Annotated in this window: 17 protein-coding genes; 14 read left to right on the forward strand and 3 right to left on the reverse strand. The window is 68.1% G+C overall.

Annotated features, from left to right (window positions below; translation table 11 throughout):
- Nucleotide 1: 1 nt before the first annotated feature.
- The 11 genes from OHU89_RS01035 to OHU89_RS01085 all read left to right on the forward strand — a co-directional run bounded on the left by OHU89_RS01035 (nt 2) and on the right by OHU89_RS01085 (nt 9,864).
- Complete coding sequence (locus OHU89_RS01035) at nt 2–2,938, forward strand: discoidin domain-containing protein (protein WP_405638935.1); 2,937 nt, start codon at nt 2–4, stop codon at nt 2,936–2,938.
- Nucleotides 2,939–3,210: 272 nt separating this feature from the next.
- Nucleotides 3,211–3,537 (forward strand): GYD domain-containing protein, encoded by a 327-nt coding sequence (locus tag OHU89_RS01040; protein WP_326673268.1) that lies wholly within the window; start codon nt 3,211–3,213, stop codon nt 3,535–3,537.
- A 159-nt stretch (nt 3,538–3,696) separates the two neighbouring features.
- A complete protein-coding gene (locus tag OHU89_RS01045; protein WP_405638937.1) occupies nt 3,697–4,005 on the forward strand; it encodes a transposase in 309 nt (102 codons plus the stop codon).
- The gene (locus tag OHU89_RS01050; protein WP_405638656.1) at nt 4,002–4,919 is read left to right on the forward strand and encodes an IS3 family transposase; all 918 of its coding nucleotides are present in this window, start codon (nt 4,002–4,004) and stop codon (nt 4,917–4,919) included. Before OHU89_RS01045 ends, OHU89_RS01050 begins: the two co-directional genes overlap by 4 nt.
- Nucleotides 4,920–4,964: 45 nt before the next feature.
- Entirely contained in the window at nt 4,965–5,522 is a 558-nt protein-coding gene (locus OHU89_RS01055) for an ISAs1 family transposase (RefSeq protein WP_405654246.1), read from the forward strand.
- A 96-nt stretch (nt 5,523–5,618) separates the two neighbouring features.
- A complete protein-coding gene (locus OHU89_RS01060; RefSeq protein ID WP_405638939.1) occupies nt 5,619–5,972 on the forward strand; it encodes a zinc ribbon domain-containing protein YjdM in 354 nt (117 codons plus the stop codon).
- A 513-nt stretch (nt 5,973–6,485) separates the two neighbouring features.
- Complete coding sequence (locus OHU89_RS01065) at nt 6,486–6,827, forward strand: ArsR/SmtB family transcription factor (protein ID WP_405638941.1); 342 nt, start codon at nt 6,486–6,488, stop codon at nt 6,825–6,827.
- On the forward strand, nt 6,824–8,548 hold the full coding sequence (locus OHU89_RS01070) for a SulP family inorganic anion transporter (protein ID WP_405638943.1): 1,725 nt from the start codon (nt 6,824–6,826) through the stop codon (nt 8,546–8,548). Before OHU89_RS01065 ends, OHU89_RS01070 begins: the two co-directional genes overlap by 4 nt.
- Complete coding sequence (locus OHU89_RS01075) at nt 8,545–8,952, forward strand: pyridoxamine 5'-phosphate oxidase family protein (protein ID WP_405638945.1); 408 nt, start codon at nt 8,545–8,547, stop codon at nt 8,950–8,952. Before OHU89_RS01070 ends, OHU89_RS01075 begins: the two co-directional genes overlap by 4 nt.
- A gap of 1 nt (nt 8,953) precedes the next feature.
- Nucleotides 8,954–9,379 (forward strand): ATP-binding protein, encoded by a 426-nt coding sequence (locus OHU89_RS01080; RefSeq protein ID WP_405638947.1) that lies wholly within the window; start codon nt 8,954–8,956, stop codon nt 9,377–9,379.
- Nucleotides 9,380–9,441: 62 nt separating this feature from the next.
- The gene (locus OHU89_RS01085; RefSeq protein WP_405638949.1) at nt 9,442–9,864 is read left to right on the forward strand and encodes an anti-sigma factor antagonist; all 423 of its coding nucleotides are present in this window, start codon (nt 9,442–9,444) and stop codon (nt 9,862–9,864) included.
- Nucleotides 9,865–9,978: 114 nt separating this feature from the next.
- Here OHU89_RS01085 and OHU89_RS01090 read toward each other — a convergent pair whose 3' ends face one another.
- A complete protein-coding gene (locus OHU89_RS01090; protein ID WP_405638951.1) occupies nt 9,979–10,359 on the reverse strand; it encodes an SseB family protein in 381 nt (126 codons plus the stop codon).
- Nucleotides 10,360–10,573: 214 nt separating this feature from the next.
- Between OHU89_RS01090 and OHU89_RS01095 the strand changes: the two genes are divergently transcribed.
- On the forward strand, nt 10,574–10,993 hold the full coding sequence (locus OHU89_RS01095) for an SseB family protein (RefSeq protein WP_405638953.1): 420 nt from the start codon (nt 10,574–10,576) through the stop codon (nt 10,991–10,993).
- 279 nt (nt 10,994–11,272) lie between these two features.
- On the opposite strand, the gene OHU89_RS01100 is transcribed toward OHU89_RS01095, so the two are convergent.
- Both OHU89_RS01100 and OHU89_RS01105 read right to left on the reverse strand, forming a co-directional pair.
- Nucleotides 11,273–11,776: a hypothetical protein gene (locus OHU89_RS01100; protein WP_405638954.1), complete on the reverse strand. Its 504-nt coding sequence runs from the start codon at nt 11,774–11,776 to the stop codon at nt 11,273–11,275.
- A gap of 36 nt (nt 11,777–11,812) precedes the next feature.
- Nucleotides 11,813–11,998 (reverse strand): hypothetical protein, encoded by a 186-nt coding sequence (locus tag OHU89_RS01105; protein WP_405638956.1) that lies wholly within the window; start codon nt 11,996–11,998, stop codon nt 11,813–11,815.
- A gap of 215 nt (nt 11,999–12,213) precedes the next feature.
- Between OHU89_RS01105 and OHU89_RS01110 the strand changes: the two genes are divergently transcribed.
- Together OHU89_RS01110 and OHU89_RS01115 are read left to right on the forward strand one after the other, a co-directional pair.
- Complete coding sequence (locus OHU89_RS01110; RefSeq protein WP_405654247.1) at nt 12,214–12,564, forward strand: ArsR/SmtB family transcription factor; 351 nt, start codon at nt 12,214–12,216, stop codon at nt 12,562–12,564.
- A 179-nt stretch (nt 12,565–12,743) separates the two neighbouring features.
- Nucleotides 12,744–13,226 carry an NADH-quinone oxidoreductase subunit B family protein gene (locus OHU89_RS01115; protein ID WP_405638958.1) on the forward strand — a complete coding sequence of 161 codons (483 nt, stop codon included), beginning with the start codon at nt 12,744–12,746 and terminating at the stop codon, nt 13,224–13,226.

Raw genomic sequence — 13,226 nt, forward strand, 5'->3', positions numbered from 1 at the left:
CATGAGCTCATACGGTCTCGGACGACGCCAGTTCCTGACCACCGCCGTCGGTGTCGCCGCCGCCTGGACCTCGGTTTCCGGGAACGCCATCGCCGCCCCGCAACTGAAGCAGGCCGCACGTGACAATTCCGTCCGTGTGTGGCTGACGGACGTATCGGCCGACAAGTGGGTCGCCGGCCAGGACGATGTGCTGTTCAAGGCGAGGAGAACGGCCAACCCGCTCACGATCAAGATCGACGACAGCGTCAAGTACCAAAAGGTCCAAGGCTTCGGTGCGGCCATGACCGACTCCTCCGCCTGGCTCATCGACAAGCTGTCCACTGCCGAGCGAACCAAGCTGATGAACAAGCTGTTCGATCCCTCGAAGGGCATCGGCCTCAGCCTGCTCCGCTCCCCGATGGGCGCCACGGATTTCAACGCGTCCGGGAACTACTCCTACAACGACATGCCCGCCGGCCAATCGGACCCGACGCTGTCCAACTTCTCCATCCAGCACGACGTGCCGTACATCATTCCGGCCTTGCGGCAGGCCCTCTCACTCAACCCGTCCATCAAGATCATGGCCAACCCGTGGAGCCCGCCAGGCTGGATGAAGACCTCCGACTCCATGATCGGAGGCACCCTCAAGAGCGACTACACCTCCGCTCTGGCCACCTACTTCGTCAAGTTCATCCACGCCTATGGCGAAGCCGGCGTGCCCATCTCCTACATTTCCCCGCAGAACGAACCCATGGGTACTCCCACCTGGCCCGGAATGTTCCTGTCCGCGTACCAGGAAGCCGAGTTGATCCAGGAAATCGGCAAGGCGTTCGAAGCCAACGGAATCTCCACGAAGATCCTGGCTTGGGACCACAACTGGGACGTGCCCTCGTATCCGGAGACGATCTTCAGCAACCCCGCAGCCTCCAAGTACACCGCGGGAACCGGATGGCACATCTACAGCGGCAACCCGAACTACCAGACGCTGGTCCACAACGACTACCCCAGCAAGGAAACCTTCATCACAGAAGCCACCGGAGGCGTTTGGCAGGACAGCGACCAGACGGCGTTCAGTGAAGCACTGGGCACGTGGATCATCAACGGCACACGCAACTGGGCGAACGGAGTGATGCTGTGGAACATCGCACTCGACCCTGATCGGGGCCCGCTCAACAGCGACACGGCTGGCATACCCATGCTTCGGGGCTTGCTCACGATCGACCCGGCCGACGGACGGGTGACCTACAACGTGGACTACCACGCCCTCGCTCACGCCAGCAGGTTCGTCAGGCCCGGAGCACGCCGGATCTACTCGAACACCTTCGGGGAAGGCAGCATAGAGAACGTCGCGTTCCAGAACCCGGACGGATCGAAGGTCCTGATCGCGCACAACACGGGAAGCGCGGCGAAAACCTTCAGCGTCGCGGACGGGACACACTCGTTCGACTACACCCTGAACGCCGGCGACGCCGTCACCTTCACGTATACCGGGCCTACACAGAACGGGCGTACCCCCGCAGCGACCAAGGTCTCGGACCCGACACACGACTTCACGTTCACGTCGGCATCCGGCCCGGTCACCGTCACGTACGACCCGGCACTGCTGCCCTACCAGAACTCCATCCGCACCGGAAACAAGCTGGTCACGTACTCCCTTCCGACCGGAGCTTCCATCCAGACGACAGGAAGGGCACTGAGCCGCAGCAAATGGACCGCCACGGCTTCCGCGCAGCCGGACTGGGGTGTGGCCGCGAACGCGATCGACGGCGACATCAACACCAGGTGGAGTCTCGGGCACGGGACGACGAGCGGCGACTGGTTCCAGATCGACCTGGGGAATCCCACGAGCTTCAATAAAATCGTCATCGACACCGGCGTGAACAACTCGTTCGACTACGTCACCAAATATCAGATCTACGTTTCGAACGACGGTGCCGATTGGGGCAGCGCGATTGCGAGCGGCAGCGGAGGCATTGGAAAGATAGCCGTCACATTGCCGACCCGAACGGCACAGCACATTCGCGTCGTCAGCACTGCGACCTCCGGCTTCTGGTGGGCCATCGGCGACATCGAGGTGTACGGGTCCGCACGTGGAACCGGCTCGATCACAGCTCCGGCAGCGGTATCGAACGGCCTCCAGCTGAAGAACTGGACCAGCAAGGAAGGGGAGCAGGTCACCGCAGTATTCAACGGGACCACCGACAGCAAGAGCTTCAAGATATCCACCGACGGGTCGTACACCTATACACTGCCGGGCGGCACCTCGGCGATGTTCACGACCAAGAAACTGTCGAGCTTCCCATCGCCGACGTTCAGCAATTTGAAGCCGGAACGAGACATGCCGCGCTCCAAGTTCACGATTCGCGGTTCTGGTTTCGGCGATGCGCAGGGGCTGGGTACGGTGTATTTCGGATCGAGCTATGCCGAAATAGACACCTGGTCGGACACGAGCATCAGCGCCTACGTTCCGAAGGGGCTTCCGGCGGGGAAGGTCACGGTTTCCGTGAAGGGAACCAGCGGAGTGGATGCAGGTGGATCTTTGTTCGACGTCATCGATCTAGGTCCTGCGCTGCCCCGGACGGGCTGGACCGCAAAGGCTTCGGACGCAAGTCAGTGGGATGCGCCCGGAAACATGCTCGATGGCAATTCCGACACTCGGTACAGCTCTGGAACAGGGCAGTACGACGGCATCTGGATCCAAGTGGACATGGGGCAGACGCAGACCTTCGACAAGATTGTGTTGGATGTCGGCGGCAGTGTCAGCGACTATGCGCGCAGCGCAGACATATACGTATCCACGGATGGAACCGACTGGACCAAGGCTTCTTCCGTAGCGGACGGCCAACGAGTCCACCTGATTTCCTTCCCCACGCAGACAGCTCGCTACATCAAGGTCGTCAACACCGGCAACGTTGCGCGTAGCTGGTGGTCAGTCGCAGAATTCAACGTCTACAACTGACCCAGGGCTGATGCGTTCTCAGGTTGTGAGATGAAGTGGCTCACGCGCGTGGGCAGGGTGTGAGCGGCAGTGGTCACGCGGACCGAACCGTACGCGGACGTATCGGCCACCGTGTACGAAGCAGGGCCAGAGCGCCCGGGTAAGTCACTCACCCCTTGGCTGTGGCCGTGCCGGTCCACATTGTCCCCAGCCGTTCGGGGGAAACGCGGGCCGCATCCGGCGCGTTTCCCGCCCCGCCGGGGCATCCCTTGGTGGAACGAAAGGGAGACATGATGCCGCTCTATCTATCGAGGTTCAGCTACACGCCGGAGACTTGGGCGAGGCTGATCGTCCACCCCGAGGACCGCGCAAAGGCCGCTCAGGCGTACATCGAGTCCGTCGGCGGGAAGCTCCACGGCTTCTGGTACGCCTTCGGCACGCACGACGGCTACAACCTGTGGGAGGCCCCCGACAACGTGTCCATGGCGGCGGTTGCGCTGGCGATTAGTGGAGGCGGCGCGCTTAGTTCGTTCGAGACGACAGTTCTCCTGACCGTCGATGAAACCATGGATGCCCTGCGCAAAGCCGAACGAATCCAGTACCGGGCGCCGGGCGCGTAGCGGTCCGGGCCGATGCATTCTCGGGTGACGAGATGAGTGGTGCGCCCAGGTGTGGTTGCCCGCCTGCCAGGCTGTCCGAACTGTGCACTCTGAAGTTCCCCCGAGATGCGGAGGAAGCTGACAGCCGGTCAGATGGGACTCATGAGAGGACCTATGACCATGGCTGCCCCCAGGAAATACTCGCTGGAGTTGCGTGAGCGTGCGGTGCAGATGTATCGCACCACCGAGCCGAAGCCACAGATCAAGAAGCTGGCCGTCGACCTCGGTGTGCATCCTGAGGCCCTGCGCGGCTGGATCCGGCAGGCCGAGGCCGATGCCGGCGAGCGCGACGACCGTCTCACCACCGACGAGCGGGCCGAGCTCGCCGCGCTGCGCAAGGAGAACGCCCAGCTCAAGCGGGCCAACGACGCCCTGCGGACGGCCTCAGCTTTTTTCGCGGCGCAGCTCGACCCGACCCGGCCCAGGTGACGGCGCTCGTTGACGAGCATCCCCGCCTGGGAGTCGAGTGCGTCCTGCGGGAACTGCATATCGCCTCTTCCACCTACTACCGGTGGCGCCGTGCGGAGAAGGAGCCGTGCGAACGGCGGCGCCGCGACGTCGAACTGACCGAGCGGATCAAGGAGATCCACACCGAGTCCGGCGGCAATTACGGCTCACCGCGCGTGCACGCCGTCCTCAAACGCGAGGGCGTCCACGTGGGCCGCAAGCGGGTCGAGCGCCTGATGCGCGAGGCCGACATCGCAGGGATCAGCCCCCGGCGGAAGGGCTTCACGCGCCGCGATCCCACGGCCAGCCTCGCCCCGGACCTGGTCAACCGGGACTTCACCGCACCGGCGCCGAACCGGTTGTGGGTCACCGACCTGACGATGATCTCCACCGGCGAGGGACCGTTGTGGCTCTCTGCGATCCGGGACGCCTTCTCCCGCCGGGTGGTCGCGTGGGAGACCTCCGCCCGCGCGGACGCCGACCTGGTCCTGACCACCCTGGAGTACGCACTCGCGTCCCGCGAGGTCGAGCCCGGGCAGCTCATCCACCACGCCGACCACGGCTGTCAGTACACATCCATCAAGCTCACAACCCGTCTGATGCGAGCGGGAGTTGAGGCATCCATGGGCTCCGTCGGGGACTCGTACGATAACGCCCTCGCGGAGAACCTCTGGATGCTCATCAAAACCGAGGGCCTCCGTGGCCGCACCTTCACCACGAGGGCCGAGGCGAACCTCGCGCTCTTCGAATACATCGACGGCTTCTATAACTCCCGCCGCATCCAGAAACGGCTCGGCTTCCTCAGCCCGATCGAGTTCGAGGAGAAGTACTACGCCGAGCAGGCGACGGCCGAACTAACGAACCTCAACACCCGTCAACCCCTGCTGACCAGCTGATCAGCGGCTCCCGTATGACGGGGGAACCTCACTCTGGCCGAGGTCCTGGACCGGGTTCCGGACCCACGCCGCGTCCGGGGCCGCCGCTACCGCATCGGCGTCCTGCTCACGCTGTGCCTGGTCGCCGTGCTCAGCGGCGCAACCTCGCTGGCCTGCATCGCGCGCTTCGCCACCAACAGCGGCCCGGGCCTGCGCCGACGTCTCGGGCTCGCAGCCCGCACGCCGGCCGCCACGACCCTGGGCCGACTGCCGGCCCGCCTGGACGGCGACGCCCTGGGCGACGCCGTGGGCGCCTGGCTCGCCCGACTTGCCACCGACCCCGTCGAGGAACCCGCGCCCGCACCGACCGGGCTGGCCGTGGACGGCAAGACTGTGCGCGGGAGCCGCACCAACGGCGCGGCCGTACACCTGCTCGCCGCCGCCCTGCACGACAGTCAGACGGTCATCGCCCAGCGACAGGCCGAGGCCAAGAGCAACGAGATCCCCGCGTTCGCCCCGCTTCTGGAGCCGCTCGATCTACGCGGCGTCGTGGTCACCGCCGACGCCATGCACACCCAGCGCGACCACGCCGAATACCCAGGATCGCTCGCTACGTTGCCGTAGGCGCCGCAGCTGTTCGCCCCGGGCGCCGCGCCGGGCAGTGCCTGCCCCTTGGCCGGGCGGGCGCGCGCCCGCCTGCTGGCTGAATACACTGGCCTGGTGAGTGAGAACCCGCCCCCGTGCCCCCAGTGCTCCAGCGCCTACACCTACGAGATGGGCGCGCTCCTGGTCTGCCCGGAGTGCGGGCACGAGTGGTCGCCCGCGTCCGGCGAGTCCACGGACGACACCGCGGGCAAGGTGATCCGGGACGCGGTCGGCAACGTGCTCGCCGATGGTGACACGGTCACGGTGATCAAGACCCTGAAGGTCAAGGGCAGCCCGACCGGGATCAAGGCGGGCACCAAGGTGCGCAACATCCGCCTCGTGGACGGCGTGGACGGCCACGACATCGACTGCAAGGTCGAGGGATTCGGCAGCATGCAGCTGAAGTCCAGCGTGGTCAAGAAGGCATGACCGGACGCCCCGAGGCCGACCGGGCGAAAGTGGGCTGACCAGCTGCCCAGCCTGAGCGGCCACCATCGCCAATTGCTGGTGCACGGCGGTCGACACCCGCTGGTGGGACTACTGGCAGACACCGCTCTGAGCCCGCGAACGACAACGCCGATACGGGAACGTCGGCGTGGCTCTCCTTCCCGGCAGATGGCGTCGGCCCTCGCGCGCCGAATCGTCGACGCCCGCGCCCGACACGACACGCGACTCACTGTCGCCGTCCCGGCGCCCCACGTCCGCCAGGCGGAACGGGGAGACGGAGGTGCTGCGGCGCACTGATCACCCGCGCCGCTTCCCGTCACCCATACACGGATCACCACAAAACGGATATCGGAATTGCGAAATTTTGCAATTGATTACATGCTGTGCTGGCTGCGTCCGTCCTGACCCGGTAGCCGCGGGCGCAGCACGTACGTGTCTGACGTGTGCCGTGTCTGCCCGCGAGGGTGGGGTCTTCGTAGGGGAAGCCGAGGAGTCGTGTCCGTTCCGCTGTACCAGGCCAAGGCAGAGTTCTTCCGAATGCTGGGGCACCCCGTACGGATACGGGTGCTGGAGCTGCTGCAGGACGGGCCGACGCCGGTGCGGGACCTGCTCGCCGCCATCGAGGTGGAGCCCTCCAGCCTGTCGCAACAGCTGGCGGTGCTGCGCCGCTCAGGGATCGTCACCTCCTCGCGCGAGGGTTCGACCGTCGTCTACGCGCTGGCCGGCGGGGACGTGGCCGACCTGATGAGGGCCGCGCGGCGGATCCTGACCGAGATGCTCGCCGGGCAGAACGAACTGCTGGCCGAGCTGCGGGAATCCGAGGTCGCCGCGCGATGAGGACGGCATTCAGCCGGGCCTGGGCCCGGATCGCAGGACTGCTGCCCGGCCGCACCGACCTGGCGGAGATGGGCCGCGACCCGCGCCGGGACCTGCTCGCCGGGCTCACCGTGGCCGTCGTGGCGCTGCCTCTCGCCCTCGGCTTCGGTGTCTCCTCCGGACTGGGAGCGGAGGCGGGCCTGGCGACCGCGGTGGTCGCGGGAGCGCTCGCCGCGCTCTTCGGCGGGTCCAACCTGCAGGTGTCCGGGCCGACCGGCGCCATGACGGTCGTCCTCGTCCCCATCGTGGGCGAGTACGGGCCGACCGGCGTCCTCACGGTCGGCGTGATGGCCGGAGTCATGCTCATCTCCCTCGCCGCGCTCAAGGCCGGGCGCTACATGCAGTATGTCCCCGCGCCCGTCGTCGAGGGCTTCACGCTGGGCATCGCCTGCGTGATCGGCCTCCAGCAGGTCCCGAACGCGCTCGGCGTGCCCAAGCCCGAGGGCGACCGGGTGCTGGTGGTGACCTGGCGAGCGATCGAGGAGTTCGCCAAGTCCCCGAACTGGACCGCCGCCGCCTTCGCCGCCGCGGTGGCCGCGGCCATGCTGACCGGGGCGCGGTGGCGGCCGACCGTCCCGTTCTCCATCCTGGCCGTCATCGCCGCGACGCTCGTGGCGCAACTGGCCCACCTGGACGCGGCGAAGCCGATCGGCGATCTGCCCGCCGGGCTGCCCGCACCCTCGTTGTCCTTCCTCGACCTCGGCCCGCTGGGCTCCCTGCTCGCCCCGGCCGTGGCGGTCGCCGCCCTGGCCGCCCTGGAGTCGCTGCTGTCCGCCTCGGTCGCAGACGGCATGACGGTCGGGCAGAAGCACGACCCCGACCGGGAACTGTTCGGCCAGGGCCTCGCCAATATCGCAGCCCCGCTGTTCGGCGGAGTCCCGGCGACCGGCGCGATCGCCCGCACCGCGGTCAACGTCCGTACCGGCGCGAGCTCCCGACTCGCCGCCCTCACCCACGCCGCGATCCTCGCCGTGATCGTCTTCGCGGCGGCACCCCTGGTCTCGAAGATCCCGCTCGCCGCGCTCGCCGGCGTCCTGCTGGCCACGGCGATCCGCATGGTCGAGGTCGGCTCGCTGAAGGCGATGGCGAAGGCGACCCGTTCCGACGCGCTGATCCTCGTCCTCACCGCCCTGGCGACACTGGCCCTGGACCTCGTGTACGCCGTGATCATCGGCCTCGCCGCCGCAGGCGCCCTCGCGCTACGGGCAGTCGCCAAGCAGGCCCGCTTCGACCAGGTGCCACTCGACCGGGGCGACCACAGCGCCGAGGAGCACGCCCTGCTCGCCGAGCACATCGTCGCCTACCGCATCGACGGGCCGCTGTTCTTCGCCGCCGCCCACCGCTTCCTGCTGGAGCTGACCGAGGTGGCCGACGTCCGCGTCGTGATCCTGCGCATGTCCAGGGTGTCGACCATGGACGCCACTGGCGCCCTGGTCCTCAAGGACGCGGTGGAGAAGCTTCGCCGTCGCGGCATCGTCGTCCTCGCCTCCGGGATACGCCCAGGCCAGCGCCAGGTCCTCGACTCCGTCGGCGCGCTGGACCTGCTGCGTCACGAGGGCCGGGAGTACGCCACCACACCCGAGGCGATCCGCGCCGCCCGCGATCGCCTGGAGACGGCCGGAGTCCTGCCCGCCGTTCCCGCCCAGCAGTCCCGGATCTCCAGCGAGGAAGCCCTGCGATGAGCACTCCCCCCGCCATCCTTCGTATGGTCGAGGTCTCCGGCGCGGAGGCCCTGTGGCTGCTGGAAGGCAGCAGTTCGGGCCGGCTCGTGTACGTCCAGCGGGATCTGGCCGTCGTACGGCCCGCCCGGCACGTGTGGGAGTACGGCCGACTGGTCGTGCGTACGCCGGTCCCCGCCGCGGCGGTGCCCGCGACGGCGACGTACCAAGTGGACGAGATCCGCGCGGTCCACGGCACCGGCTGGACGGTCACCGTCTCCGGGCCGGCCGAGGTGATAACGGGCGGCGACGAGGCGGCCCACTACCGGCGCACACTGCCCGGCTGGGCCCATGGCCCGCACGACATCCTGCTGCGGCTGCACCCCAAAACCGTCACCGGGTTCCGCCTCGCCCGTGCGGAGGCATGAGATGTCCACCCAACTCGAAGCGCTGCCCCACCGGCACGTACTCACCCTGCCCACCGAACCGGCCGCCGTACGCACAGCACGGGTGACGGCCGAGTGGGCACTGGTCGAGTGGGGGATCGGGCTGCGTCACCCCGTGGTGGACCCGGCGCTGCTGATCCTCGCCGAGCTGGTCACCAACAGCGTCCGGCACGCCGCCGTCCTTTCCCCGACGGTGACCGTGATCTATGCGGCGGGCCCGGACTGCCTGGCCTTCGCCGTCCACGACCGTCACCCCTACCAGCCACCGCTGTACCAGGCGGTCACCGGCACCGGTGCCTGCGGTCTCGGCATCGTCATGGAGCTCGTCCTCGCCGTGGGCGGCACGGCGGTGGTCCGTCCGGACGCCGACAGCCGGGGCAAGAGCATCTGGATCACCCTTCCGCTCTGAAACCTCCGAAACCTCCAAACCGCTCAAGCCAACGGGCCACACACGCAAGGAAGTTCACGACCATGACCATCGACTGGCGCTACACCGTCGAGGACGACCTCGGCGTCCTCTCCGTCGCCGGATACCTCGGCCCGGACGCGGTCCACCGCTTCTCCGGCGCGGTCGGCTGGGCCCTGGCTCGCGGCACCGGACCGGTGATCGTCGACCTGAGCGATCTGCGCAGCTGGTCGACCGAAGGGCAGCTGGCGATCGCCGATGCCGCGCGCAACCTGGCGGCGGCAGGCCGCACTCTGGAACTGGCCGCCATCCCCGCCGACGGCTCCCTCGTCCCGACCAGCGACGGCCCGCCGATCCCGGTGCACGCGGACCTGGCCGCCGCGCGGGCGGCACACGGCCTGCACGGCGCGGGACACGTGGAGCACGTGGCAGGCCGACACGAGTGGCGCACCACCGGATGGCCGACCGAAGAGCAGGCGGGCGAGTAGCCTGCGACCGGGCTCCAGGAGGAACCGGGAAGTGCTCTGGCGAACCATGCGTGCGCCGTGGACTGGGGTCTGTCCTGGGTCGGCGAGCCCGCCGCTCGTCAGCCGGGCGGTATGTCAGACCGTCAGCAGGGTGCGTACCTCGCGCGCGGACAGCGTGAAAGAAGTCGGTGAGCCGGGATCGATGGCGAGCCCAACGTCTCCCTCGGGCCAGTTCCTGGCCAGGATGCCCAGGCGAACGAGCCGGTAATCCACCACTGAGGGCAGCTCCCTGCCCAGATGTTCCTCCGACGTGAACACGGGAACCACCGGGCTGCCGCCGTGCCACGTCAGCCAGAACGTCAACGAGCCCAGGCCGTCCCGCTCGCCACCTGTGGGCACGGGAACCAGCACCGCGACATTCGCCAACTCGATCCGGGCCGCGATGCTCCAGCTGTCGCTGGCGAGTCCCCTGAGGATGTGCGCGATCACCGCAACGGGATGCACGCCACCGATCATCCCGCACCTCCCGAAACCCGCGCCGAGTACCCGGCATCCTCGTCGCGACACGGTTCCGCACGCCCCGATGTACGCCCGGGCTGCCCGGAAGCGGACGGTGGCGAAAGCTTGTGCCCCCGCATGGCGGAGCGGATCGGGGGTAGGCGTCAGCCAGTCCCGTCCGCGAGCCGACGGACTCGCGGCAGTGATGCACGCGTGACGGCAGGACAGCACGATGATGTGGATTCCCTGGGAGGTCTCCGAGTCGGTGGCGCAGCAGGCGCTGCGAGATCTGGCGGGTGCCATGGAGGACCCGACGGCGCTGGCGGCGCTGGCCGGATGCGAGGTGCTGATCCCGGTCGTCGCAGGGGTCTCCTACACGCACGGCCGTCCCGACTTCGTACACCTGCTGCTGCCCCTGGCCGAGCGCAAGGGACGGCATCCCGCGGCGCTCGTGTTCACCTCGGAGGAACGGATGACCCGAGCGCTCAGAGAAGTGCACCGCTACCGCCCCGTGATCCTGGGCCAGTTGATCGAGCACTGGCCCTTGGCCGGTGTGGGCCTGATCGTCGATGCCGGTCACCCGGATTCCCTGTGTCTTTCTCCTCGATGTGCGAAACAGCATGGTGAGGTGTCATGGCGGCCCATCGTCTGAACGTCCACCTACGCGTACGGCGCGGGCGGCGAGACGCACCTCGTGCACATCCGCACCCGTGATCCGAGACCCAGGCAGGAGTGTGCCGGTGAGCTGGTGACGCAGCTGGCCGAAGCGCCGCGCGGATGGCTCTGTGCCGACGGCGACGGCGACGGCGACGGGGCCAGTGTCATCTTTCCGGTGCGCGGGCTCGTCCGTGTCCGCGGATGACGGACAATGAGGGCGCCGGCGCCGAGCAGGTCCTCCAGGGCGGGTCGCAGACTGCCGTCCGGCCACTGCTCACCCGCGGCGAGCGGCCACGGGCTGCTCAGGCGTACCGTAGCCGCGGGCGGTGAGCCAGCCGCCGACGGCGGTGACGTTACGCAGGCAGGCGGCGACCACCCGCACCCCGGGCGGTGCAGCGGCGGCGATGGCTGCACCGTTCGTGGACGGCAGCACCAGGCGGACGACAAACGGTGCGCTGCGCAGATGGGCCGGGGAGAGCGACCACGGAGTAGCGGGCGTGACGGCATGGCGGGCGACGGCCAGCCGCGCACCCGACTGCTGCGCGTAAACCTTGGCCGCCCTCTCGGCCGCACTACGCTCGGCCGCGGTGGCGTGGCCGCCGGGCAGCCAGAACGGCAGAACCCGGGTGCCCTGCTGGACGGCGACGCTTACCGCCGTGGTGAAGGTCAGCACGTCGACGATGACCAGGCAGGCGGCCTGCGCGGCGAGGCGGCCCGCACCGGCCGGACCCCATTCGAAGCGGATCCCACTGCCGGACTGAGCGGCCCAGTCTCCCATCCCTCTGCCTCCCAGGAACCGGATGCGGTGCGGGGGTCAGCCGCGCGGGCGGTCCGGTGCCGACTGGGCAACCCTGCCGCCGAAGGACAGCTTCAGCATGCGGTCGTGGCCGCAGCGCGGACAGTGGCCGTCTGGGCCTACGGCGGTGGGACTGCACTTGAGACGGCAGGACGGGCACTTGAACCAGGTGACGCCCAGCCCCCGCAGCGGAGTAATTCTCATGCAAGTCTCCCTCACACGACGTATGGAATTGCTAATGTTAGCAATTCCTGAGGTCATCATTGCTGGATCGGACCTGCTGGGGTTCCTCGGGGCGGGTTCGGTCTGACCGGTGCCGCACGCGAGGATGGCCGTATGTGTGTGACGAATGGATGGATGCGATGTACCGACGTCCGGCCGGAGCGGCCGTGCTGCTGCGTCGGAGAGGGGACGGGCTGGTGAGCACGCCGCTGTACCAACTCAAGGCCGAGTTCTTCAAAACCCTCGGGCACCCCGCCCGCATCCGAGTCCTGGAACTGCTGAGCGAACGCGAGTACGCGGTCGCCGAGATGCTGCCCGAGGTCGGCATCGAACCCGCGCACCTCTCCCAGCAACTCGCGGTACTACGCCGGGCGAACCTGGTCATCACCCGCAAAGAGGGGTCCACCGTGTACTACTCGATGACCAACCCGCACATCGCCGAACTGCTGAGAGTCGCGCGAACCATCCTGTCAGGCGTGCTGGCCGGGCAAGCCGAACTGCTCGCCGACCTACAGGCCGCGCAGGGGGAGGCAAAACCGCCGTCGTAACGACGGCCCTTGATCGGCGGCCGTCTCCCTGGAGATGGACAGCACTCCGCAGAGCGGGAGGCGGCCGCCTTCACCAGATTGCACCACCAGGGCAAAGGATCGGGAAAGTGCCGTAACTCCATACGTGGGTGATCCTGTTGGTCGCCTGCGGACAATCCTCACCATCTCAGGGAGGGGTCATGGGCCTGTTGCGCAAGATCCGCACCACCGGACGGGTGGCCGAGCCCGCTCCACCGCGCCCGGAGGGTGACGTACCGGACAAGGCGCGGGAACTGGGCGGGTCGGTGCAGGTGCGGTGCGTGGACGCCGGCTCCTGCAACGGCTGCGAAATCGAGATCGCGGCAGCCTTCAACCCGGTCTACGACGCCGAACGGTACGGCGCCCGTCTGGTGGCCTCGCCCCGGCACGCAGACGTGGCCCTGGTGACCGGGCCCGTGACCCGGAACATGGCCGAGCCACTGCGCCGCACGGTCGCCGCGATGGGCGAGCCGCGGCTGGTGGTCGCGGTCGGGGACTGCGCGATCAACTGCGGGGAGTTCGCGGGCGGGTACGGCGTCGAGGGTGCCGTAGCCGACGTCGTACCAGTGGATCTGACCGTGCCCGGGTGCCCGCCGGAGCCGGAGGAGATCGTGGCGGCCCTGCGGAGAGTGACCGGGCGGTGA

The sequence above is a fragment of the Streptomyces sp. NBC_00019 genome (assembly GCF_045041015.1).
GTDB lineage: Bacteria > Actinomycetota > Actinomycetes > Streptomycetales > Streptomycetaceae > Streptomyces.